The following is a 24,208-nucleotide window of genomic DNA, read 5'->3' as shown; positions in this document are numbered from 1 at the left end:
GCCGGGGCGGTGAAGGCCGCTTCGGCGAAACATGTTCCATGCGATCGGCCGATCGCACGTGTGTGTCGGCCCCACAAGAGCGGCGTTCGGGACGCGGTCCCGGCGCCGCTCTTCGTGTGTCTCGAATGGGCTGTGCCCGCGGCGAGAAAGCGCTATGAATTGTCCCGTGACCCGCGCGCGCGTCACGAGCTTCGCTCTCGCCTGTCTGGCCGGCTCCGCCGGCTGTTGGATGTCGGTGCCGGTGCTCGAGTCTTCGGCCAGCCCCGGCATGGTGCCCGCAGTGATCGCGCCGGAGTCCGACGCGGCGGTGGCGGTCGCCGACGACGAGGAGGAGGCCGCCGACGACATCGACGGCGGCGACCCGTCGGCGCTGCCGGAGCCGTCGAGCCGGCTCGAGGTCGAGGCCGAGCTGGTCGAGGCCCGCAGCGCGGCGCACTGCGGCAAGAACAAGTTCATGGTGGTGATGCGCTACGCGGTGAAGCGCGTGCTGGCCGGCAGCTACGACGAGCGCGACCTCTACGTCGCCCACCAGTGCCCCGAGCACGGCCTGCCGGCCTGCCGCGACGGCAAGGGCGCGCGCGTCCGCAGCTTCCGCGCCGGCGACGTGCTCCGGCTGCAGCTGGTCCAGGGGGCCGGCAGCGGGAAGATCGTCGACAAGTTCGCCGACGGCCCCGGCGCCGAGCTGCCGCGCTACCACGCCCGTTGCGGCGCGGCCGGGGCGTAGCGGCTTCGGTCCTGTCTCGAAGGGCATGCCCTCGGGGGCATGTGCTTCAGGACATGATGAATCCGACATGTCGCCGAGGACATGGGCGTCACGGCGCGTGGCCGTGGGCCATCGGCTGGGTGGCGGCGACGCCCCAGCCGCCGCGGTCGACGGCGATGAGGCCGACGTCCCAGCGAGGGTCGAAGTCGGCGGCGGCGCGGGCCACTGCCTCGCGCGCGGGGGTGCCGGCGGCCAGGGCCTGGTAGACGGTGCGCGCCAGCGCCTGGCGGATGATCTCCTCGCCGTGGCCGGTACAGGCGACCGCGCCCGCGGGGCCGGCGTAGAGGCCGGCGCCGTAGATCGGCACGTCGCCGACGCGGCCGTAGAGCGTGACGGAGGTGCCGCCGGTCGACAGGGTGGCGGCGAAGCGGTGGTCGGCGGTGCGGGCGACTGCGCCGACGGTGTCGCCGCCGTAGCGCCAGGCGACCATGTCGGGCGGCATCTCGCCGGGGTAGTTCCAGTAGGTCCGCCAGTCGGGCTCGGTGGTGCCGGGGGTCTCGATGACCTCGCGCAGGCGCTTCATGCGGGCCTCGTACTTGGCCTCGGCCTCGGGCGAGCGCGGGACCTCGTCGGGCAGGCCGAGCTTGTGGGCGAAGCGGGTCGCGCCCTCGCCGACCAGGAGGACGTGCGGCGAGTCGAGCACCAGGCGGGCGGCGCGGATCGGGTTCTTGACCCGCTCGATCGCCGCCACCGCGGCGAAGCGGCCGTCGTCGGTCATGAGCGCGGCGTCGAGCTGGATCGTCTTGCCGTCGAGGCGGATGTTGGCGCCGGTGCCGGCGTTGTAGCGCGGGTCGTCCTCGAGCACGACGGCGGCGGCGATCGCCGCTTCGAGGGCGCTGCCGCCGGAGGCCAGGACGTCGCCGCCGGCCGCGGCCGCTCGCGCTGCGCCGTCGGCCTGGCTCAGCGGCGAGCCGACGCCGGCGTGGGTGGTCACCAGCGGGCCGGTCGGGACGTCGGCGCCGGTCCGGACCGGGAGGTCGCGGGCCGTTGAGGTGTCCTTCGGGGCAGGTTGCTCGGGGGTGACCTTGGGGACAGATGAAGTGTCCTTCGGGGCAGGCGGAGGAAGACTGTCCTTCGGGGCAGGCGAGGTGTCTCTGGGGGCAGGTGGCGCGTTGCAAGCGAGCGCGGCGGCGAGGACGACGAGCGGGCGGAGCTGCACGGGCACATCATGCCGCAGGCGGGCGTCATCGGCCGCGGTCGCACGAGCCGAGGCAGCGGCGGGCGGCCGGATCGCAGGTGCTTGCGAAGCACGGGCCGGAGTCGCCGCCCGCGCCGGGGCTGCAGGGCTCGCCGGGGGCGAGGTCGGGCCGGCAGGTGCCGAGATCGCAATGGTGATAGGGGCCGCAGTCGTTGCGTTCGCGGCAGGTGGCCCCGGTGTCGCCGCGCGGGCGACAGGTGCCGGCGTCGCTGCACGACATGCTGTCGGGGCATTGCGTCTCGGCGGCGGCGGGATCGCAGGCGGTGCCGACGTCGCCGACGAGGTGGCACACGCCGGCGGTGGCCAGGGTCGGCTGGTCGGAGCCGCCGATGGGCTGGGCGAGGCGCAGGCCGTCGCAGCGCAGGCCGTCGGCGCAGGTGCCGAGCCAGGTGCAGGCGGCCCCGACCGGCGAGCGGGCGCGACAGGTCGGCACGGCGCCGCTGAAGTCACACGGGGAGGCGGGGGCGCAGTCGTCGTCGAGGCCGAGCCGGCGACAGGGACGACCGACGTCGCCTCGCGCCTCGCACACGCCGAGCTGCTCGTGGCGGTAGGCGTGCGGGTTGCGGTTGGGCGCGACGTAGCCGCGGCACACGAGGCCGGGCCGACAGGCCTGCCAGTGGCCGCTGCAGGCGGCGCCGATGTCTCCGCGCGGGCGACAGACGTCGCGGTCGCAGTAGAGGCCGGGGCCGCACAGGGTGTCGGAGCCACAGGGGCCGCCGGCGGCGAGGGTGTGGGCGCGACAGACCCCGGGGCAGCCGAGGCCGCCGGTGCAGCGGCCGTCGATGCACTCCTCGTCACGCTCGCAGGCGCCGCCAGCGGGCACCGCGGGCGCGAGGCCGGTCGGGACTGCGCCGCCGAGGCAGCCGGAGGGGAGGACGTGGTGGTCGACGGCGCAGGCGGCCCCGGCGAGGAGCTTCAGACAGGTGGCGGCGAGCTGCGGGTCGAAGCGATAGCGGCCCGCTTGCAGGCCGCGCTCTACGCCGAGGAGGACGCGGGCGCGCGGGGCCTCGCGCAGGCATCGTTCGCGTTCGGAGGCGCCGATCTCTCCGCAGCGGACCGCGCGAGCGCAGCGCAGCGGATCGGCGAGCGCGAAGTAGCCGGCAGGGTCGCGCGGGGCCGCGGGCGAGAGCGGTGAATCGGTGGGGTCGTGCGGGAGGACGGATGATGCCTCGGTGGGGAAGCGTGGGGAGGTCGACGATGGGCCGGCGGGCTCGCGCGCTCGGGACGACGAAGGCTCGGTGGAGGCGGGGGTCGGGACGTTGGGAGCCGTGGCGGGCTCTGCGGTCGCGGTGCGGGAGGGGACCGCCGCTCGCTCGCCGGCGCTGCAGGCGGTGACGCAGGTCAGCGCGAGGAGGAGCGGGCGCATGGGCTCACCGTACCACGGCGAGCGGGCGACAGTGGATGTCTCTCGGGACATGTCTCAAGAGGCGGTAGCGTCCGGGCCGTGATCGGCGCGACACCAAGCGAACGGCCAGGGCGCGGGCCTTGACGCTGGCGCGCGGCCGGCGATAGCGTGCCGCCATGCGCTCTCCTTCGCCCCGCTGGCTCGTCGCGCTCGCGCTCGCTTGCAACGAGGATTCAGGCCCGGAAGCGACCGGCGCCGCGGGGACGTACCCGGCCACGTTGCCCGACCTGACGCTGCCGGGCGACCCGGGCGAGACGAGCACCGGCGAGGCGAGCGAGTCGCAGGGGACAGGCGCGACGACGGGCGCGGGGCCCACGTCGGAGGGCGCGGTGACGACCGGGGCCGGGGTGAAGTTCGACCTCGGCGAGGACTCGGGCCCGAGCACGACGACCGGACCCGACGAGGCGCTGTGCCCCTGCGCGCCGAAGCTCGACCTCATCTACGTGCTCTCCGACGACCGCGAGCTGTGGACGTACGATCCGCTGGGCAACAGCTTCGAGCTGGTCGGACCGCTCGGCTGTCCGACCACCGACGGGACGTTCTCCATGGGAGTGGGCCGCGACGGGTTCGCGTGGATCCAGACGACGATCCCGCAAGGCGTCAGCAATTACGTCGGTGACCTGTTCCGCCTCGACGTGACCAACCCGCAGAATTGCGTCGACCCCGGCTACATGCCCGGCGCCAACGGCTGGGTGCACTTCGGCATGGCGTTCGTGTCGGAGAGCGCGCAAAATCCGTGCGACAGGCTGTACGGCCAGCACTGGAACGGCCAGGCGGGGTTATGGTCCGAGGGGCCCGGCGCGGGCAAGCTCGGGGTGTTCGACCCGGTGGCGATGCAGATGAACACGATCGGGACGACGAACTACAACGGCGCGGAGCTGACGGGCACCGGCGACGGCCGACTGTACGCGTTCGGCGGGGTGCCGAACGCGAAGCTGATCCAGTTCGACAAGCAGACGGCCCAGGCCGTCGAGACCCTGCCGTTCAACAACCTGCCGCTGACGAGCGCGTTCGCGTTCGCGTTCTGGGGCGGCGATTTTTATTTCTTCACCCTCGCCGACCCGAACGGCGAGAGCGGCAACAGCAAGGTGACGAAGCTCGACTACGACGACAGCGACAACAGCGGGAAGGCGCTGACGACGGTCAACGCGAACGCGCCGATCGCCATCGTCGGGGCCGGAGTGTCGACCTGCGCGCCGATCGAGCCGCCGGGGTAGAGCGGCTTCATTCACTGCTAGAACGCGAGCTGCGGGAGAGAGGAAGCCGTGCCGGTATACGAGACGATCGAACTCCATTTTCGCCCGATCGCCGGAGCAAAGGTGCAGCACCTGTCGATTCCGGTCGCCCCCATCAACGTGTTCGTCGGGCCGAACTCGTCCGGCAAGAGCACCGCGATCAACGAGCTCGCCGGGGTTCGAAGGGAACACCTGGTGGTATGCGACCGGTCGGTGCTCGGGCGCGAGACGGAAGCCGCGTTGCGGTTGTTCGTCCGGGCGAACCCGCAGTTTTTGTCCACGTACGAATACCCGCGCGTCAAGGAGATCGTCGAGGCCGAGCGCGAGGGCACGAGGTTTATAGCGAGAGCGGAACGTCAGGTGAGGACATCCCTGGATAGTATTCTGCGCCAAATACATCAGGAATACGAATCGGCTCAGCGGGTGGTCCTCTCGGTGTCGAACAGCCTCGGGCTCATCGCCAAGGGAGGTCGTGGGCGGTTGAAATTCGCTCCGCAGAGTCGCCTCGATGCGCTCTTTCGCGACGACGGCGCCGGCGAAAGATTCAAGGCTCTCGTTCATGAGATGTTTGGCCTGTATCCGGTGATCGACGCCTTGCACGGCGAGCTCCAGCTGCGGCTGTCAAGTCAGCCTCTTCCCGAGAACGTCGGTGTTCTGATTCAGCGCGAGAATGAAGAATTCTTGGATGCGGCGCTCACCCCGGACGCGCTGTCCGACGGCACCAGGAGCTATATCGGACTCTGGGGGCACTTGCTGTCGGGGAAAGAGCGCCTCGTCTTCCTCGACGAGGCCGGCGCGTTTCTTCATCCGCCGCTCGCTCGCAAGCTGGGCAAGCAGCTGACGCAGCTGGCGATCGAGCGCGACGGGCACGTGTTCGCGGCGACCCACAGCCCGGACTTCGTGTTCGGGTGCGTCCAGGCCGGGTGTCAGTCCAACGTCATCCGACTCACGTACCGCGACGGCGTGTCGACGGCGCGCTTGTTGTCGACGGGCGACCTGCTGCCGCTGATGCGCGACCCGCTGCTGCGCTCGGCGAACATCCTGTCCGGGCTCTTTCACGACGGGGTGGTCGTGTGCGAGGCGGACTCCGATCGCGCGTTCTATCAGGAGATCAACGAGCGGCTCCTCGATCGCCGGGAAGGGCTGGAGAGCTGCCACTTCGTCAATGCGCAGAACTGGCAGACGATCCCCCGGATCGTCCGTGCGCTACGTCGGCTCGGGATCCCGGCGGCGTTGCTCGTCGATCTCGACGCCGTGATCCACGACGACGCCAGGATGCTGCTCGAGGCAGCGGGAGTGCCGGAGACCATCACGCGCAGCATGGGGCAGATGCGCGGCGATCTGGCCCGGGGCGTCGACGATCGCAGGCAGTTGAAGCTCCTCGGATTGAACGCGGTCGCGGCCGGCGAACGCGAGGGATGGGAGAAATACCTCCGAGACCTGGCGGAGTACGGGATCTTCGCCGTGCCCGTGGGCGAGCTCGAGGGATGGTTCCCCGAGCTGGAGATCCCCCGAGCGGACAAGAAGCAGTGGATCGTCGACATGTTCGCCCGCATGGGCTCCGATCCGGGCGATGCGGGCTATGTTCGGCCGGCGGCTGGCGGTCCGTGGGACTTTGTGCGGGCGATTGCCCGCTGGATCCTCGAGCCCAGGCGGCGAGGCATGCCGCAACTCGTCGGGACCGAGCTGGACGACTGCCCTTGAGGGAGCACTCCGAGGCGTGATCGGACATGTCTCGAGAGACATGTCCGTCGCGCGACGGGTCGTGATCGTGCGGGCCGCGAGGGTGCCCGGCTGGTGAGACCTCGCGGTCGGCTCGGTGATCGCCGACGTCGCGCCGACACTCGTCGTCACTCCGCAGCGGCGGGCGGAGGTTCTCGGCTCGCGGCGGCCGCGACGCGATCGTGGTAGGCGAGCGACTGGGTCGCCATTTCGGCCATGCGCAGGGCCATGATGCGTTCGGCCATGACTGCGGCGTCGGCTCCATGGCGCAGGAGGTGTTCGACCTCGCCGTCGGAGTGGCCGCGGGCGATGATGGTGAGTTCGGGCTTGGCCTCGCGCAGGCGGGCGATGATCTCGCCGGCCTCGAGGGCTTGCGGGATCGCCAGCAGGGCGAGGCGGGCCTGGGCGGGGTTCGTCTCGTCGAGGACGCGAGGGCTGGCCGCGTTGCCGCAGATCGCCGGGATCCCGAGCGCCTGGGCGCGGTCGATGAGGTCGGGGTCGGTGTCGACGACCAGCAGCGGCGCGCCGCGCTCGCGCAGGAGCTGGGCGATCGCGCTGCCGACCCGGCCGAAGCCGATGAGCAGCACGAACGGGCCCTCGGGCGCGGGCGGGCCAGAGGCGACGAGCGCCTTCTTCTCGACCTCCGCGGTGGCGCGGCGGCGCTGCCAGCGGTCGAGGGCGGCGAACAGCAGCGGGTTGCAGAGGATCGAGAGGATGGCGCCGGCGAGGATGAGATCGCGCGCCTCCGGCGGGATGAGGCCGAGCTCGATGCCGAGGCCGGCGAGGATGAACGAGAACTCGCCGATCTGGGCCAGGCTGACGGCGATCGTCAACGCGGTGGCGAGCGGGTGCCGGAATGCGAGCACCAGCGCCAGGGCGGCGACCGACTTGCCGATGATGATGATGCCGCAGGTGGCGAGCACGAGCAGCGGCTCGTCGACGAGGATCCGCGGGTCGAACAGCATGCCGACGGAGACGAAGAACAGCACCGCGAAGGCGTCGCGCAGCGGCAGGGAGTCGCTGGCGGCCTTGTGGCTGAACTCGGACTCTGCCAGCAGCATGCCGGCGAAGAAGGCGCCGAGGGCGAACGAGACGTTGAACAGCAGGGCCGCGCCGAGAGCGACGCCGAGGGCGATCGCCAGGACGCACAGGGTGAACAGCTCGCGCGAGCCGGTGCCCGCGATCTGCTCGAGGATCCACGGGATGACGCGTCGGCCGACGACGAGCATGAGGGCGAGGAAGCCGGCGACCTTGAAGAGGGTCCGGACGAGCGACAGCCACACCTCGCTCCCGCCGTCCGCGGGCGCGCCGGCGACGGCGGGCACGAGCACGAGGGCGAGCACCATGGCGAGGTCCTCGACGATGAGCCAGCCGATGGCGATCTTGCCGCGCGGGCTGTCGAGCAGGCGCCGCTCCTCGAGCGCGCGCAGCAGGACGACGGTGCTGGCGACCGACAGCGCCAGGCCGAACATCAAGCCGGCGTGGAACGGCCAGCCGAGCAGCCACGCCAGGCCGGCGCCGAGCCCGGTGGCGAACGCGATCTGGGCGACTGCGCCGGGGATCGCGATCGCCTTGACCTCGAGCAGGTCGCGCAGGGAGAAGTGCAGGCCGACGCCGAACATCAGCAGGATGACGCCGATCTCCGACAGCTGATTGGCCAGCGACTGGTCGGCGACGATGCCCGGCGTGAACGGGCCGACGACGATCCCCGCCGCGAGGTAGCCGACGAGCGGCGACAGCCGGGCGCGCGTGGCCAGGGCACCGAGCGCGAACGCGAAGACCAGGCCGGCGGCGATGGTGTCGAGCAGGGGGGTGTGATGGAGCATCGCTGCCATGGATGCTAACCGCCGCGGTCGGGGGCGCTGAGCTGTGGATACGGCAAAAGGCCGGTCACGCCCGCCGCGAATCCGAATTCGGGGCCCCGGACCGACGTGTCGTGCGGCCTGAATCGCAGGTCCGACGAGCGGGCTCGGCCGCGGCGCAAATCGCAGGCCGCGCGCCGCGGGCGGGCGGGCGACGGGATGTCCTTGCGGACATGTCATGTCGCGACCGCGCGCGCCGGACGGCCGCGGCGAGCGAGCGGCGGCGAAGGAGCGGCGAGGCGCGGCCCCACTCGCCGGCGCGAGCGACGAGATGTCCTTGCGGACATGTCATGTGGCGCGGCCGGCGACGCTCTCATCGCCGTCACGACGGCGCGGGGGCGCGGGCGGATGGCGAGATGTCCTTCGGGTCATGTGATGCCGCCGGCCCGGCCGTCGTCCTCCGCTCGGCGGGCGAGCTCGCCGGAGAGATGTCCTTCGGGTCATGTGACGTCGCGGGCCAGTCGGACGCTGTCGCCGGCGTCATGCGCCCTGTCGGCCGAGCTCGCCGGCGAGGTGTCCTTCGGGTCATGTGACGTCGCGGGCCCGTCGGACGTTTTCGCCGGCGTCATGCGCCGTGCCGGGCGAGCTCGCCGGCGAGGTGTCCTTCGGATCATGTAGCGTCGCGGGCCGTCGGACGCTGTCGCCGCGTCATGCGCCGTGCCGGCCGAGCTCGCCAGCGAGGTGTCCTTCGGGTCATGTGACGTCGCGGGCCCGTCGGACGCTGTCGCCGGCGTCATGCGCCGTGCCGGCCGAGCTCGCCAGCGAGGTGTCCTTGGGGTCATGTGGCGTCGCGGGCCGTCGGATGCTGTCGCCGGCGTCATGCGCCGTGCCGGCCGAGCTCGCCAGCGGGCGCCGAGACGTCCTTCGGTCCTTTGGCGTCGCCGGCCCGTCCGGACGCTGTCGCCGGCGTCATGCGCCCCGCCGGCGAGCTGAACGGCGGGGCGGACGAGTCGCCGGGCCGCGAGGGCGGCGGGACGGGGCGAGGGCGCGGCCCGGTGGTATGGTGGGAGCTCTCCGGGGCGAGCGTCGTGGCGTACCTGTTCCTTTCGGCGGCGATCCTCTTCGAGGTGATCGCAACTTCGTTCTTGCGCTTCACGACCGGCGAGCGGGCCGCCTGGTGGTCGTATCCGGTCGTGGTCGGCGGCTACACGCTGGCGTTCGTCGCGCTCGCCCTCGCGCTCGGCCGCGGGATCCCGCTGGGGATCGCCTACGCCGTGTGGGCGGGCGTCGGCGTGGTGCTGGTGACGCTGGTGAGCCGGTTCGTCTTCGGCGAGTTCATGACGGGGGCGCAGATCATCGGCGTCGGGCTGGTGGTCGCCGGGGTGGTCCTGCTCGAGCTCGGCGTCGAGAGCGGGTGAGCGGCGGAACTGGGGACATGTCTGGATCGACATGTCCTCGAGGACAAGTCGTGTCCGGCCTGGAGGTCGACGTGGCACGGCGGGCTCTCGGGGCATGTCTGGATGGACATGTCCTCGAGGGCACGTCATGTCCGGATCGAGGGAAACACATGTCTCTCAGGTCATGTCGTCGGCGTCGACGGCGTGCGCGAGCGGGAGGGTGAAGGTGAACACGGTGCCGCTGTGGTCGCTGTGGACGATCATGCGGCCGTCGTGGGCGTCGACGATGCTGCGGGCGATCGAGAGGCCGAGGCCGAGGCCCTTCTTGCCGCCGCGGACGGTCGACCAGAACGGCTCGAAGATGTGCGGGAGGTCGGCGTCGTCGATCCCGGGGCCGTGGTCGCGGACGGAGAAGCGGACCTGGCCGTCGACGAGGTCGCCGTCGACGGCGACCTCCTGGCCGGAGGCGCTGAACTTGATGGCGTTGTCGAGGAGGTTGCCGAACACCTGGGCGATCCGGGTGCGGTCGCAGAACAGCGGGGCCTGGGCGATCCGCAGGCCGGCGATCAGGCGCACGCCCTTCTTGTCGGCGAGCGGCTTCTGCAGCGCGAGCGCCTCCTCGACGATCTCACGGGCGTCGGCGACCTCGCGCTCGAGCACGGTGGTCTGGCCGGCCTGGGCGCCGGCGAGGTCGAGCAGGTTCTCGGTGAGGCGCTCGATGCGGGCGGCGCTGCGCTGGATGACTGCGACGTTCTCCTCGGCGTCGCGCAGCTTCTTGACGAGCACCGTGGCGCCGAGGGTGATGGCGCTGAGCGGGTTGCGGAGGTCGTGGGAGACGACGGTGAGCACGTCCTCGCGGGCCTGGCTGGCGCGCAGGGCCTCGGCGTGCTGGCGGGCGTTGTCGAGGGCGAGGGCGATCCGGTCGGCGACGCGGCGCGCGAGCTCGAGGTCGTCGGCGTCGAGGCGGCGCGCGGAGAGCAGGCGCAGGACCCCGAGCGCACGATCGCGGGCGATCAGCGGGGCGATCAGGCCGGCGCGCAGGCCGAGCTCGCGGAGCGGCGGATCGAGGGGGCCGAGGTCGGCGACGAGGCGAGAGCGGCTGTCCTGAAGGACATCCCAGGCGCGGTCCTGCAGCGGGAAGATGTCGTGCAGCGGCCGCTCGTGGGCGAGGGCGGCCGGGTCGGCGTGGGCGAGGCCGAAGAGGTGCAGCTCGTCGTCGGCCGCGAGCAGGGAGACGAGGCAGAAGTCGCCGAGGCGCGGGACCAGCAGCTCGGCGCCGAGCTGGGCGACGCGGGCGAGGTCCAGGGACTCGAGCAGGACGCTGCCGGCGGCCTCGAGCACGGCGGCGGCGGCGAGGCGGCGGCGCTGGGCGGCGACGTCGGCGAGGACGGCGACGGCGGCGATGACTGCGCCGCTGGCGTCGCGCACGGGCACGCCGCGCACGTGGATGTGGGTGACGGCGCCGGTCTCGGCGATCCGGCGGACCTCCTCCTCGACGGGGACGCCGGCGAGGCAGCGCGCGAGCGGGTGGCGCCGCGGGTCGTCGGGGAAGTGGGCGAGGAGGGCGGCGGCGGAGCCGGTGGCGGCCACGATGGCGCCGTGCGGCGGGGCGGCGACGACGATCTCGAGGTCGCCGAGGCCGGCGAGCGCGTCGACGATCCGGCGCGCGGGATCGGGGAGGAGAGCGGCAGGCTCGCGCATGCCCAAGCCAACGTAGCACCCGCGCCAGTCGCACCCGGCGCGGGTGTGGAGCAGCGCACGCGGACGCGTCGCCGACGATTTACGCGAGCGCTGCGGAGCCGGCGCCGGTCAGCGGCGGTCGTCGCAATGCTCGGGCGCGTGGACATCGGCGACGAGGTCGGCGCGCGGAGCGACGTCCGCCGGCGGGGCGGGCAGCGGCGGGTCGCTCATCGCGAACGACTCGAGCACGTGGGCGGTGGCGCGGGTGTTCTCGAGCAAGGCGTCGCGGCTGTAGTTGTCGCGGTCGTCGCAGAGGGCGTGGTAACAGGGGTCGTAGGCGACCTCGGCCTCGCCGCCGAACAGCTGGGCCTCGTGGGCGCTCTTGCGGGCCTCGGCGCCGGTGAACAGGCCGCCCGCGGCGATGTCGTGGCGGATGAAGGCCCAGTAGTCGGAGCGGCCGTCGAAGGCGGTCTCGCGGGTGGGCACTGCGAGGGCGGCGAAGTAGTCGGTGAACGCGGCCTCGATCGCGGCCGAGCCGGGCGGCCCGGCCTTCTGCCACGCCGAGCCGTCGCCGTCGTAGACGAAGCGGACCGGGTTGGGCGAGGCGACCATGTCGAGGTTGAGGTAGAGCGCGATCGCGGACCGTTCGCTCGCGGACAGCGACTCGACGTGGTGGATCGATCCGAGCAGGCCGAGCTCCTCGGCGCCCCAGAAGGCGAAGCGGACCTGATGGCGCAGATCACAGCGCGGCAGGGCGCCGGCGATGCCCAGGAGGGCGGCGACGCCCGAGCCGTTGTCGTTGACGCCCGGGCCCGCGGGCACCGAGTCGAGGTGGGCGCCGAGCATGACGACGCGGCCGCTGGCGGTCGGCGCGGAGTCGGCGATCACGTTGACGGTGTCGCGCACGACGGCCGCGGCGGAGACGACGAGGTGCAGTCGCAGGTCGCTCTCCTGCGCGAGCGCCTCGCCGAGCGCGTACGGCACTGCGACGACCGGGAGGGTGGTGCCACGGTCGAGGCGCGGCGTGAACAGGGGCAGGCGCTCGGGGACGTCGCCCTGGTTGAAGTAGACGACCGCGGCGGCGCCGGCCCGGATCGCGTTGTCGACCTTCTGCTGATGGACGCAGCCGCCGCGCTGGAGCAGGGCGATGCTGTTCGGGAAGAAGCCGGCGAAGTCCTCGATCTGGCAGCCGCTGGTGGATTCTTTGCCTGCCCCGAGGGACAGGTCGACGGGGATCACCGGGCCGGCGACGTCGCCGCTGGCCGAGAAGGTGGCGACGCGGAAGTCGACGTCGGCGATGTACTCGGGGCCCGGCGCGGCGGGCCGGAGCAGGCGCGGAGGGGCGAGCAGAGCGAAGTCGTCGTAGGTGAACGGCTCGCGGCGGACGCTCAGGCCGGCGGCGGCGAGCTGCTCGGCGACGTAATCGGCGGAGGCCGAGAAGCCGGGGGTCCCGGCCGCGCGGGTGTTCGCGTGGGCCTGACCGAGGTCGGCGAGGGCGAGCAGGTGCTGCTCGATCGCGTCGAGGTCGAGCGATTCGGCGAGCGGTGCGGGGCAGCCGGTCGGGGCGTCGGGCGGCGCGGAGCAGGCCGACGCGGCGGCGGCGAGGGCGAGCGCGGGGGCTCGCGCGACGGACCATGGGGAGCGGACCCGGGGCTCGCGGCGCACGCGACAACGATAGCCGATCCGGCGCGTGCGGCGGACGGGCGGTGGCGCGCGTGCGGACGCGGCCTGGGGCGGCTCACCCGGTCGGGACTGCGCCGAGGGGCGGCGTGGCGTCCCGGGTCTGGGACTCGCGGTCCTCGTCGTCTTCGTCGCCGAAGTTGATGAAGATGCAATCGTCGAGCGTAAGCGCCGTGGTCGCCAATGCTATGAATAATCCGAACGTCAATTTGGTGGGCATCCGCGTGGGTCTCCCGTACGGCTAGAACCTAGCGGACGGCGACCGCGCCGCAATGCATGCGGATGATATTCACCACACCGCGACGACCGACGAGTGGGACCCGACGCGTGGACCCTGCCTTCGATCGTCGCGGGTGGGCGGAGATTCGCGCGGCGGCTACGGCGTCGCGGCCTCGCGGGCGACGACATAGCCGAGGTCGCGCAGGCAGAAGCGCAGGCCCTCGCGCAGGCTGCGGAGGGTGACGACGCCGGGGAGGGCGAGGCCGAGGCCGACGATGATCTGCGCGACCGACGGCTGGATCCCCGTGATCACGCAGCGGGCCCCGAGCAGCTGGACCGCGCGCATGACCCGGAGCAGGTGGTCGGCGGTCGCGGTGTCGACGATGTCGACGCCGGTGAGGTCGACGATCGCGAACTTGGCCCCGGTGCGCGAGACCGCGGCGAGCAGCGCGGCCTTCATGTCGGCCGCGCGCACGCTGTCGACGAGGCCGACGACCGGCATCGTGACGATGTCGTCCCACACCTGAATGATCGGGGTCGAGACCGCGGCGCACAGGGCCTCGCGGCGGATGTCGCCGAGGCTGGCCTGGGCGGCGTCGGCGGCGTCGGGGGTGACGAGCGGGCGGGCGACGGCGCAGATCGGCTCGCCCGGGCCGTGCGGGGCCGACGAGGCCCACTCGAGCGCCATGTAGGAGCCGTCCTTCTTGCGGTAGCGGTTCTCGAAGCGGACGATGTCGCTGCCGCCGGCGAGGCGCGCGGTGGCGGCGAGCGTGGATTCGCGGTCGGCCGGGTCGACGAACTCGATGAACGGCGCGCTGCGCAGCTCGTCGAGGGTCCAGCCGAGGACGCGCTCCCAGGCGGGGCTGAGCTCGACGAAGAAGCCGTTGCTGTCGGCGGTGCAGAACAGCTCGGCGGAGAGGTCGAAGAAGCGGCGGTGCAGGTCAGGCATGGCGACGGCTCCTCGCGGGTTCGGCGAGGCAGGCCTTGAGGGCCTCGCGGAGGTTGGCGAAGGTGCGGACGCCGGACAGGTCGACGCCGAGGTCGACCAGCGTCTGCGCGACCGCGGGGACGATGCCGGACAGCACGCCGTGGGCGCCGAGCAGCTGCACCGCGCGGATGATGCGGACGAAGTTGTCGGCGGTGGCGGCGTCGATGGCCTCGACGCCGGTGACGTCGAGGATGGCGAAGCGCGACTTGCTGTCGATGATGCTGGTCAGCAGCTTCTCCATCAGCCGGCCGGTCCGCTCGGCGTCGATCGCCCCGACGATCGGGACGGCCAGCACCTCGTCCCACAGCTGGACGATCGGGGTCGAGAGGGCGGCGATGGCGACCCGCTGCTCGGCGATGATGTGCAGCTTGTCCTGCAGCTCCTCGACCATGCGGTCGCGCTCGGTCAGGGCGCGCTCGCGGGCGGCGGCGCTGGTCTTGAGATCGGCGAGCAGGCGGTGCAGGTCGGCGTTGGTCGCCAGGCCGGCGTCGGCCAGCGCCCCGAGCTCGTCGGCGACGGTGCGCGCCGAGGGCTCGACGACGAGCTCGTCCCAGGCGTCGCCGTCGGCGATGAACCGGGTCTGGCGCGGCCAGCAGTTGCAGCCGAACAGCTTTTGACAGAAGGCGGTGAACTTGCCGGCGACCAGGCCGACGCCCCAGTTGAGGGCCGTGGCCCGCTGGACCGAGCCCTCCCAGCCGTTGTGGACGCGGAACACGCCGCGCCGCGCCTCGGGGTCGATGCGGACCAGCTCCCAGCGCCCCCACCCCGCCGTGTACGCATATTTGGCGAGCTCGGTGAAGCCGGCCTCGAAGCTGGGGTAGGCGCGGATGATCTCCCAATCCTCGTCGATGCTGCGCTGACCCTCGGCGAGCATCATCAGCGAGAAGCGGTGCGGGCCGAGGGTGGTCAAAAAACCGACCAGGAGCCGCGCCAGGGTCGAGTCGCGGAAGAACGCGACGCCGGGGACGCCGCCGATCGTGAAGCTGCCGCGGGCCAGGTCCCAGCGGTATTCGAGGCCGCATACTTCGAGGGTTGGTGATTCGGGGGACCTAGGGGGGTGGGTGTCCATTGGTAATTTCTCCTGGTTCGGGCGACGGGGGGCCCTGGGCCTCGAGGTCGACGTCGCGGAGCGACGGCTCGACGCCGAGCCGCTCGAGCGCGTCCTCGAGGGTCAGGGCGGTGTGGAGCTGGCGGAAGTCGATGCCCATGGTCTGCAGGGTGATGGCGATCGCCCCGCTCATTCCGCAGAGGATCGTGGGCGTGCCCATCAGCCGGGCGGCGGCGGCGAGGCCGGCGATGACGTGACAGAGGTGGCTGTCGATCGTCCACATGCCGGTGACGTCGATGACGAGGCCGGCCGCAGAGACGTCGCGGATCCGCCGCAGGACGTCGTCGACCAGCGCCGCCGCGACCTCGTCGGTGATGTCGCCCTGCAGCGGGACGACGAGGCGGCCCCACAGCTGAATTACCGGTGTTCGGTACTCGATATGTGTCCTGTCGTCGTCGAACGTCATGTCCATCGCTATCGTCGGCATGACCGTCGGGCGTCGCCGCCGACGGTCGGAGGCCGCCCGCGTCGCGCCCGAAAGGCCGCGCGGGCGACTCACAGCATTTTCATCAATTTGACAGAGGAACCACGCTGGCGCAATCGAAAACACCGCAGGACGAGCGACGGGCCGGCGCAAGACGTACGCGGGCCGGGCGGCGGAATGCGCGGTGTTCGCGGTGGCAGAACATTGGACAATCGCCGTATGTACAGTCGATACGACAGGTGCCATTCAGCGAATGCTGCAATCGCCCCGAGCGTTGAGGGTTGGAGGGGGTGGTCGGCCAACGGTAAAAACCCCTGAATGGGTGCCGGCGCAGCTCAGGTGCGGCCTCATATGGGAGGCGATGGAGGCGATGGGTCGCGCGCGTTCGAGCGAGTACGAGGCCGCACCTGCTTCGCTGTCACGGGCTCGAGCGCGGCGAAGGGGCGCGCCCGGAGGTCACGAGGGCGCGTCCCAGACGGGCGCATGGAGGCCATGCGGCGGCTCGAGTGCGGCCGGAGAGGCGCGAGGGCGGGGCGGCGCGTCGAGGGGACGCGGGGCCGGGGCGAGGACGTGGCGCGTGATGAGGCTGCGCGTCGCCAGGAGCCTGCCTGAGAAACGCGCGCCCGAAGGCGCGGGGCATGGGGAGCTGGGTGACGGCGGGCGCGGAGCGGGTCTCGCGGATCTTGGCCAGGCGCTCTTCCTTACTCTGGACTCATGCCGGCATCTCGTCGCCACGATCGTCACCGTTGGCTCGTCGCTAGGATTCTCATGTCCCCGAGACATCTCGCATGCACGGCCTGCGCGATAACCTCGCACGGCGACAAGCGGGGCCGGCGACGTTCTCCGCAGGCGGGCACGGGGCGGCGGAGTGGGACGCAGGCGGGAGGGGCCGCAGGCAACCGCGCGCAGGCGCCATCATCCGCGAAGCACGAATGAGCCTGTCCTCAACGACAGCTCACCATCGAAGCCCGAGGGCGCCGAGCACGTTGCCTGGGAGGGCCCCGCCGTAGCGAGGGACCCGCTCCGCCGCCCCGTGCCTGCCGTCACCCAGATCCCCACGGCCCCGCGTCCTCGGCCGCGCGATTTCCTGGACGGGCTCCTGGGCCGTCGAGATCGGGGTGCGCGGCGGGGGTCGTCGAGAGCGGGCGAGCGACGACCGCGTGGGGCTGCGCGCGGCGAATCTCAGCGAGCGGCGGAGGCGGTCAGGCGCCGGGGCTCACGGGCCGGTCCACACGTAGCCGGCGACCGCCTCGTATTGATAGCCGTACATCGCCACGGCGTTGTCGCGCTCGGCCTCGCTGGTCGTATAGAAGTGGTCGCCGGCGCCGTAGAGGCGGAACAGCGGGACCGCGCCGCACTGCGGGTCGGTGGCGATGTGGCCGAGCGGGCCCTCGAGGGTGGCCGCGTTCTCGCAGGTGCCGCTGGTGGTGTAGAAGCGGCGGCCGTCGCCCTTGAGGCAGCGGTAGAACGGCACCAGGCCGGCGCCCGGGGCCGAGTACAGATAATAGAAGTTGAGGAACTCGGGGGTGAAATCGCCGGACATCGCCTCGGCGGCGTCGATCGTGTAGAAGTGGCCGAGCGTCGGGCTCGAGCAGCGGTGCACGCCGACGCGGCAGCCGGGCAGGGCGCCCTCGTCGCACTGGCCGTCGCAGTTGTCGTCGAACAGGTTGCACGCCTCGGCCTTGTCGGGCTTGCAGACGAGGCCGCACATCTGCCCGGGCGCGAGCTGCTGCTCGCAGCCGGTGTTGGGATCCTCGTCGCAGTCGAACCAGCCGTCGTCGCACTCGCCGAGGGCGCACTGGCCCGCGGCGCAGGCGGCGGTGGCCCGCGGGATCACGCAGCTCACCCCGCACTTGCCGCAATTGGCGGCGTCGGTCATCAGGTCGACGCACTGCACGCCGCAGGTGGTCAGCGGATCGCACACGAGCGGCGGGTCGTCGACGCCCTCGCTCGTGCTGCTGCTGCTGCTCGAGGTCGGCGGGTCGTCGCCGGTGGTGTCGGGTTCGGTCGAGCCGGCGGTGCCGGTCGAGTCGGCGCCGGTCGAATCGGTGCCGGTCGGGCCGGGCGCGGCGGTGCTGGCGGCGTCGCCCCGGCCCTCGCCGCCGGCGCAGGCGGGCGAGAGGGCCGCGAGCGCGGCGAAGAGCCATGTCCCCGGGGACAGTATGCGAGGGCCAGGTTGCAGGGGACAGGTCCTGCGGGGCATGGCGCTCAGGCCAGGATCCCGGTGAGGTGCTCGGTGGTCTCGGCGCCGTTGAAGCCGTAGCTCGGGGTGTCGATGCCGAGCGCGCGCAGGATGGTGACGTGGACCTTGCACAGGTTGCCGCCCTGCTCGCGGTAGTGGTAGCCGCGGACCAGCTTGCCGCCGGCGCCGCCGGCCAGGACCACCGGCATCTCGGCGACGCTGTGCTTGTAGCCCTCGCCGTACTCGGACACGCCGTAGACGCAGGCGCGGTCGAGGACGCTGACGCCCATCGGGTCGACGGCGGCGGCGAGGTGGTCGAGCAGGCGGGCGAAGGCCAGCATCTGGTACTCGGTGATGCTGCGGACGTACTCCCACTGGCCGTCGTGGCAGACCTGGTGCATCCCGTTCGGCACGCCCAGGTTGTTGAACACGTGGGTGGTGGCCGGGGAGCTCAGCATGAACGAGAACACGCGGGTGAGGCCGCAATTGAGCGCGGCGGCCAGGAGCCCGGCCATGATGTCGGTGCGGGCGACGACGTCGGCCGAGTCGCCGGGGGCGGCGGGGATGACGTCGCATGTCCCCGAGGACAGGTCGAGCCGGCGCTGGACCTCGCGCAGGTGGTCGAGGTGGGCCTCGAGGCGCTGCTTGTCGGTGCCGCCGAGGCGGCCGCGCAGGCCCTCGGCGTCGGCCATGACCGCGTCGATGAGGGTGACGCGGCGGGTCAGGGCCATCAGGTCGGCCGGCACGTCGAACAGCATCGAGTAGAGCTGCGCGGGGCTGTGGATCGCCGCCACCGGCGAGTCGGGGCCGGTGAACGAGATGGCGTTCCAGTGGCCGTAGTCGTGGAAGCGGGCCTCGCTGACGCCGAGGCACAGCGAGCGGAACCGCGACGGCGAGTTGCCGTAGAACTGCTCGTGGGTGGCGACGTACTGGTCGAGCGTCGGCCGCAGGCAGGTCAGGGTGTGCGACGGATGATCGAAGCCCTCGGGGCGGATCCGGTCGCCCGTCATCGCCACCATGAAGCCGCGCATGTGGCCGTCGCTCTGGCCGTTGTCGGGCTGCGGGACCTCGGTCTTGGGCTCGAGGCCGGTGGCGACGCTGACCTTGTGGGCCGCGAGCGGGGTGAGCAGCGGCGAGGGCGTGAAGTCGGCGCCGACGGTCGGCGGGGTCCAGACGTCGCCGCCGGGGCTGTTGGCGCCCTGATCGGCGCCGTGACCGGCGTGCCACGGGACGCCGTTGGCCCAGTAGAACAGGCCGAAGATCGGGTCGCTGGACGGATCGGCGGCGCGGGCGGTCTCGCCGAACATCGCCTCGAGCGGCGGCAGGGCGAGGGCCACGGCGGCGCCGCCGAGGGCCCCGCGGAGGACGGTGCGGCGCGAGATGGGCGGCTTGCGGATCAGGAAGCTCATGCGTCGGTCTCCTCGGCGACGGTGCGGAACGCCTCGCTGACGACGAGGTCGAGCAGCAGCTGCTTGAAGCGGTGGTCGGCCTTGATGAAGCGCTGCTCGAGCGCCTCGAGGGCCGGGGTCTCGGACAGCTCGGGCAGGCGGCCGGTGGCGTGGCGGTACAGCTGGTTGACGATGCAGCGACCGACGCGCGGGTCGGTCTTGAGCGCCTCGGCGAGGTCGCGCGCGCCGTCCAGCGGCATGCCGTCGAGGTTGCCGGTGGCGTCGACGGGGTAGCCGTTGTCGAGCGTGCGGTAGCCGCCGATCGAGTCGAAGTGCTCGAACAGGAACCCGGGCGGGTCGATGATCGAGTGGCAGCCGGCGCAGATCGGGTCCTTCTGGTGCTGCTCGAGCTTCTCGCGCACGGTCTGGGCGTCCATGTTCTCGTCGTCGCCGAGGTCGGTGTCGACGTCGCCCGGCGGCGGCGGGATGACCTGGCAGAGGACGCGCTCGCGCAGGTACTTGCCGCGGTTGGTCGGCGAGGTGATGGTCTCGTGCGCGTTCATGGTGAGGAAGGCGCCGAGAGTGAGGATGCCGGCGCGCGGGCCGTCCTCCGGCAGCTCGACCGGGACGAAGGTGATCGGCGAGGCGCCCTCGGCGGCGACGCCGTAGAGCGCGGCCAGCTCGGCGTTGACGAAGGTGCGGCGGGTGCTGAACAGCTGGCGGATGTCGCCGTCGTTGCGGTGGATCAGGTCGTCGACGAGCAGCTGGACCTCGGTGCGCATCGACGCGGTCATGGTCGGGCTGAACATCGGCCAGCGCGCGGGGTCGCGGCTGACGTGCTCGAGCCGCGCGAGGTCGAGGTACTGGGCGAAGAACTCCTGCAGGGCGACGCGCGCCCGCGGGTCGTCGAGCAGGCGCTGGGCCTCGGCGGTGAGGCCGGCGTCGGTGTGGAGGTCGCCGCGCCCGGCCGCGTCGAGCAGGAGGTCGTCGGGCGGGCCGTTCCACAGCAGGAAGGACAGGCGCGTCGCCATCTCCCAGCCGGTGAAGCGCAGCCGCGTGGGGTCGCCGGGGTCGGGCTCACCGAGCTCGACGCGGTAGAGGAAGTGCGGCGACTGCAGGACGCCGGCGACCGCGAACTGCAGGCCGCGCCAGGCGTCGCCCTCGGCCAATTGAGCGGCGACGTCGGTCCAGCGCCCGAGCTCGTCGGGAGTGAGCGGCCGGCGATAGGCGCGGCGACCGAAGGTGGCGAGGAAGTTCTGCACGCAACCGTCGCCGGGCGACAGCGGCACGCAGCCGACCAGCGCCTCGCGCCGCGCCTGGTCGGCGAACACCGCCCGCGACAGCGCGTCGGCGGCCTCCTCGTACTGCTGCACCCCGAGCTCCGACAGGAAGGTGGTCGTCGCGCCGATGTTGTAGAAGAGATACGGGTTGGTGTCGGGCTCGAGCGGCATGCCGGGCAGGCCGGGGCCGAGCAGGTGCTCGATGGCGTTGCGGTACTGCGTGGCGGTCAGGCGCGGCAGCACCGGCTCGGCCGGCTCAAAGGCCTCGGGCGCGTCGCCGCTGTCGCTGTCCGACTCGCCGCCGCTCCCGGTCGGCTCGCCGGTGCCGGTCGGCGCGTCGGTGCCGGCCGACTCGCCGGTGCTGCTCGCGGCCTGGTCGCTGTCCCGGGCGCTGTTGTCGTCGTAGCAGGCGCTGCCGAGCAAGATCAGCGCGCCGGCGATTCCGAGCCGTGGGAGCCTCACCATACAGCCGGGTGTTCTAACACGGATCGCCGCGGGCCCGCGGGCCCGCGCGTGCGGACGCTGCTGTCTCCGAGGACAGGTCAGGATCGGGGGCGGCGGGCGACCAGGTCGACCTGGGCGTGGCGGATGCCGTCCTGCAGGGTGCCGCGGGTGACGAGCCCCATCAGGTCGGTCCCGAGCGAAACCAGGGCCGCGGCGACTTCGGGCCGGATCCCGGTCAGGACCACGCGCGCGCCCAGGAGGCCGACGGCCCGCGCGGCGCGGACCAGCGCGTCGGCGACGGGGGCGTCGACGACCGCGACGCCGGTGACGTCGAGGATCACGACGGCGGCGCGGGTCCGCTGCACGCCTTCGAGCAGGGTCTGGAGGACGTGATCGATGCGGGTGCCGTCGAGCCGACCGACCAGCGGCATGACGACGAGATCGTCGCTGATCGGGATCAGCGGGGTCGAGAGCTGGAGGAGCGCGGCCTCGTGGGCGCGCAGCAGCTCCTGCTGGCGCAGGCTGTCCTGCAGCAGCAGCTCGTTGCGCTTGCGCTCGGTGACGTCGCGGCACACGAGCACGACCGCGTCGTCGGACAGCGGCGAGATGTTGGCGGAGAACCACACCTCGCGGTCGTCGAGGGGCAGGCTGTAATCCATGCTGACGACGCTCTGGTGGTCGAGGGCGCGGCGGATGTGCTCGAGGAAGAAGTCGGCGGCGGCAGCCGGCATGACGTCGTGCATGCGCTGGCCGACGAGGTCGGCGGAGGGCTTGTAGAGCAGGTCGGGCGCGGTGTCGCCGATCCGCAGGTAATGGCCGTCGCGGCTCATCACCAGGACGACGTCGGACATCGCCCGGAACATCGCCCGCAGCTCGGCCTCGGACGGCCGCAGCACCGCGAGTTCGGCCTCGAGCTCGACGACGCGTCGCTGCAGGCGCGCGAGCTCGGCGGTCGGGTCGTCCAGCGATTCGGGCTCGGTCACGCCGCACACTCCCGCATCACGCGAGGATAGCGAGGGTGAGCCGTTGATTCGTGAACTTTTAAGCAGAGGTCGGCGTGACGCGATCGTGACGGCGACGCGGGCGCCGGCGCTCGCGTCGCCGGTGAGGACGTCGCAGGCTCGCGTCAGCTGGCGTAGCTGAGGAACTTCGGGTCGACCGCCGGGCCCTTTTGCAGGATCTCGGTGGCCTGGTCGACCGCCTCGCGCGAGCCGGCGAGGGTGACGACCTCGCCGAGCGCGAGCTTGTGGCGGGTGATCGGCTGCGGGACCTCGGTGCCGTCGGGGCGGTGGATGGTGAGGATGGCGACGCCGGTGCGCAGGCGCAGGTTGAGCTGGGACAGGCTGCGACCGAGGCCGGCGCAACCCTCGACGATCTGGACGGCGGTCATGCCGGGCAGGCCGGGCAGAATCTCCTCGACCGTGGGCTCCGGCTCGACCGTGGGGGTGCCGTGGTGCGACTCGGCGGCCTTGCGGCTCTGTCGCCCGAGCATCTCGACCACCAGCTCGGCGCCGGCGCGCACGTGGCCCTGGAGGTTCTTGATGCTGCGCCAGGCGTTGACCGCGAGGGCGAGGATGATGAGGGCGAACACCGCGAAGGTGGAGCCCGGGGGGACGAACGGCTGGGTGATGGCGACCAGCGGCAGGCCGACGGCGAGGCCGAGGGCGAGCTGGAAGACGACGGTGATGAGGTTGCGCGGGGCGGCGCCGAGGTCGGGCCTGGGCGTGCCGTCGCTCGGGCGCTCGGGCATGACGATGCGGGCGAGGATGTTGGCGAGGTTGACGCTCTGGCGGATGACGCCGACGAAGAAGATCGCGGCGACCAGCAGGGTGGCGCCGGTGTACGCGGGCTCGACCAGCCAGGTCGGCAGAGTGAAGCGCTCGTGCAGGGTCGCGACCACGCGCTGGTGGACCAGGCGCGCGCCGGCGAGGCTGGCGCTCAGCAGCACGGCGTCGACGGCGAGCAGGATGATCGTGCGGCGGATCCGCTGCCAGGTGGAGATCGGGCCGCGGGCGGTCTTGAGCTGCTCGATCCAGGCCTCGTAGAAGGTGACGAAGGTCTGCAGGCGCGCGGGCAGGCGGCGATCGACGGACTCGGCGATCCGCTCGGAGTTGCGGACCATCCACGGGGTGGTGAGGGAGGTGAGCAGCGAGACGGCGACCGCGACCGGGTAGATGAAGCTGCCGGTGGCGCCGCGGGCGATGCCGAGGCCGGCGATGATGAACGAGAACTCGCCGATCTGCGCCAGGCTCATGCCGGAGCGCACCGAGTGCTTGACGCCGTTGCCGGTGAGGAAGGCGCCGAGGGCGACGCCGACGGTCTTGCCGACCAGGACCAGCACCGTCAGCACGAGCACCGGCAGCCAGTGGGTGACGACGTCCATCGGGTTGATCGAGAGGCCGACGGCGATAAAGAAGATCGCGGCGAAGATGTCGCGCAGCGGCTGCACGAGGTGCTCGACCTTGCCGCCCTCGCCCGACTCGGACACCAGCATGCCGGCGAGGAAGGCCCCGAGCGCGACCGAGTAGCCGGCCTCCGCGGCCAGAGTGGCCATGGTGAAGCAGACGGCGATGCCGGCGATCAGGGTGGTCTCGGAGCGGCTGAGGCGGACGACGCCGCGGATGAAGCGCGGGACGACGAGCAGGCCGATCGCCAGCAGCGCGAGCAGGAAGCCGAGCAGCTTGCCGATCTCGAGCGCGAACTCGCCGGTGGTCAGGCCGCTGCCCGAGGACACCGCGGTGAGCACGGCGAGCAGGAGGATGGCGATGATGTCCTCGAACACGAGGACGCCGAACACGACCTCGGCGAAGCCGCCCTTCAGCTTCTGCTCCTCGAAGGCCTTGGCGACCAGCATGGTCGAGGAGATGCCGACGCAGGCGCCGACGAACAGCGACTCGATGGGCGTGAAGCCGAGCAGCCGCGAGGCGACGAAGCCGAGGCTGAGCATGAGGCCGACCTCGACGACCGCGGTGAAGCCGGCGACGGGGCCGATCCGGGCGATCTTGCGCAGGTTGAACTCGAGGCCGATGGTGAACATCAGCAGGATGACGCCGAGCTCGGACAGGCTGTGGGTGAGCTCCGTGCTCTCCTCGCCGCCGAGCACGATCCCCGGGACGTGCGGGCCGAGCAGGATGCCGGCGAGCAGATAGCCGAGCACCGGCGGCTGTTTGAGGCGCTGCGAGATCAGGCTCGTGACGGCGGCGGTGCTGAGGACGATGCTCAGATCGCGGATGTGGTCGGCGAAGCCGGCTGCGCTCATGCGACCGCAAGAATAACCCAAGGCCGCGCGGGCT

General features: G+C 72.0%; 18 protein-coding genes. 4 read left to right on the top strand and 14 right to left on the bottom strand.

Annotation, left to right across the window (positions count from 1 at the left end):
* Positions 1 to 166: 166 nt before the first annotated feature.
* Positions 167 to 724 (top strand): hypothetical protein, encoded by a 558-nt coding sequence (locus tag O0S08_RS28770; RefSeq protein WP_269032538.1) that lies wholly within the window; start codon positions 167 to 169, stop codon positions 722 to 724.
* A gap of 88 nt (positions 725 to 812) precedes the next feature.
* On the opposite strand, the gene O0S08_RS28765 is transcribed toward O0S08_RS28770, so the two are convergent.
* A complete protein-coding gene (locus O0S08_RS28765) occupies positions 813 to 1,922 on the bottom strand; it encodes an isoaspartyl peptidase/L-asparaginase (protein ID WP_269032537.1) in 1,110 nt (369 codons plus the stop codon).
* A gap of 25 nt (positions 1,923 to 1,947) precedes the next feature.
* Positions 1,948 to 3,327, bottom strand: coding sequence for a hypothetical protein (locus O0S08_RS28760; protein ID WP_269032536.1), 1,380 nt, complete (start codon positions 3,325 to 3,327; stop codon positions 1,948 to 1,950).
* Positions 3,328 to 3,482: 155 nt separating this feature from the next.
* On the opposite strand from O0S08_RS28760, the gene O0S08_RS28755 reads away from it, so the two are divergent.
* Together O0S08_RS28755 and O0S08_RS28750 are read left to right on the top strand one after the other, a co-directional pair.
* Positions 3,483 to 4,583, top strand: coding sequence for a hypothetical protein (locus tag O0S08_RS28755; RefSeq protein WP_269032535.1), 1,101 nt, complete (start codon positions 3,483 to 3,485; stop codon positions 4,581 to 4,583).
* 48 nt (positions 4,584 to 4,631) lie between these two features.
* Positions 4,632 to 6,305, top strand: a complete 1,674-nt coding sequence (locus O0S08_RS28750) for an ATP-dependent nuclease (protein ID WP_269032534.1) — start codon at positions 4,632 to 4,634, stop codon at positions 6,303 to 6,305.
* Positions 6,306 to 6,451: 146 nt separating this feature from the next.
* Here O0S08_RS28750 and O0S08_RS28745 read toward each other — a convergent pair whose 3' ends face one another.
* On the bottom strand, positions 6,452 to 8,149 hold the full coding sequence (locus O0S08_RS28745) for a cation:proton antiporter domain-containing protein (RefSeq protein WP_269032533.1): 1,698 nt from the start codon (positions 8,147 to 8,149) through the stop codon (positions 6,452 to 6,454).
* Between the two features lie 947 nt (positions 8,150 to 9,096).
* Here O0S08_RS28745 and O0S08_RS28740 point away from each other — a divergent pair.
* Positions 9,097 to 9,543, top strand: coding sequence for a DMT family transporter (locus tag O0S08_RS28740; RefSeq protein WP_269032532.1), 447 nt, complete (start codon positions 9,097 to 9,099; stop codon positions 9,541 to 9,543).
* A gap of 156 nt (positions 9,544 to 9,699) precedes the next feature.
* Here the strand turns inward: O0S08_RS28740 and O0S08_RS28735 are convergent, their stop codons facing one another.
* From O0S08_RS28735 to O0S08_RS28685, 11 genes are all read right to left on the bottom strand, one after another.
* Positions 9,700 to 11,223 carry a sensor histidine kinase gene (locus O0S08_RS28735; protein ID WP_269032531.1) on the bottom strand — a complete coding sequence of 508 codons (1,524 nt, stop codon included), beginning with the start codon at positions 11,221 to 11,223 and terminating at the stop codon, positions 9,700 to 9,702.
* A 108-nt stretch (positions 11,224 to 11,331) separates the two neighbouring features.
* On the bottom strand, positions 11,332 to 12,867 hold the full coding sequence (locus tag O0S08_RS28730; protein WP_269032530.1) for a M28 family metallopeptidase: 1,536 nt from the start codon (positions 12,865 to 12,867) through the stop codon (positions 11,332 to 11,334).
* A gap of 73 nt (positions 12,868 to 12,940) precedes the next feature.
* A complete protein-coding gene (locus tag O0S08_RS28725; RefSeq protein WP_269032529.1) occupies positions 12,941 to 13,090 on the bottom strand; it encodes a hypothetical protein in 150 nt (49 codons plus the stop codon).
* Positions 13,091 to 13,258: 168 nt separating this feature from the next.
* On the bottom strand, positions 13,259 to 14,050 hold the full coding sequence (locus tag O0S08_RS28720) for a PAS domain S-box protein (protein ID WP_269032528.1): 792 nt from the start codon (positions 14,048 to 14,050) through the stop codon (positions 13,259 to 13,261).
* Positions 14,043 to 14,999: an STAS domain-containing protein gene (locus tag O0S08_RS28715; protein ID WP_269032527.1), complete on the bottom strand. Its 957-nt coding sequence runs from the start codon at positions 14,997 to 14,999 to the stop codon at positions 14,043 to 14,045. Before O0S08_RS28715 ends, O0S08_RS28720 begins: the two co-directional genes overlap by 8 nt.
* Before the next feature lie 139 nt (positions 15,000 to 15,138).
* Positions 15,139 to 15,603, bottom strand: coding sequence for an STAS domain-containing protein (locus O0S08_RS28710; protein WP_269032526.1), 465 nt, complete (start codon positions 15,601 to 15,603; stop codon positions 15,139 to 15,141).
* 1,234 nt (positions 15,604 to 16,837) lie between these two features.
* Complete coding sequence (locus O0S08_RS28705) at positions 16,838 to 17,824, bottom strand: hypothetical protein (protein ID WP_269032525.1); 987 nt, start codon at positions 17,822 to 17,824, stop codon at positions 16,838 to 16,840.
* Positions 17,825 to 17,829: 5 nt separating this feature from the next.
* Positions 17,830 to 19,212 (bottom strand): DUF1552 domain-containing protein, encoded by a 1,383-nt coding sequence (locus tag O0S08_RS28700; protein WP_269032524.1) that lies wholly within the window; start codon positions 19,210 to 19,212, stop codon positions 17,830 to 17,832.
* Positions 19,209 to 20,936, bottom strand: coding sequence for a DUF1592 domain-containing protein (locus O0S08_RS28695; RefSeq protein ID WP_269032523.1), 1,728 nt, complete (start codon positions 20,934 to 20,936; stop codon positions 19,209 to 19,211). The genes O0S08_RS28700 and O0S08_RS28695 overlap by 4 nt, the downstream gene beginning before the upstream one ends.
* A gap of 77 nt (positions 20,937 to 21,013) precedes the next feature.
* Positions 21,014 to 21,898: a PAS domain-containing protein gene (locus tag O0S08_RS28690; protein WP_269032522.1), complete on the bottom strand. Its 885-nt coding sequence runs from the start codon at positions 21,896 to 21,898 to the stop codon at positions 21,014 to 21,016.
* 143 nt (positions 21,899 to 22,041) lie between these two features.
* Entirely contained in the window at positions 22,042 to 24,174 is a 2,133-nt protein-coding gene (locus O0S08_RS28685; protein ID WP_269032521.1) for a monovalent cation:proton antiporter family protein, read from the bottom strand.
* Between the last annotated feature and the right edge of the window lie 34 nt (positions 24,175 to 24,208).

Origin of the sequence: Nannocystis punicea, from assembly GCF_026965555.1 — a bacterium.
GTDB classification, from domain to species: domain Bacteria; phylum Myxococcota_A; class Polyangia; order Nannocystales; family Nannocystaceae; genus Nannocystis; species Nannocystis punicea.
The sequence above is the reverse complement of the archived record's forward strand: the minus strand, read 5'-3'. Positions and strand labels throughout refer to the sequence as shown.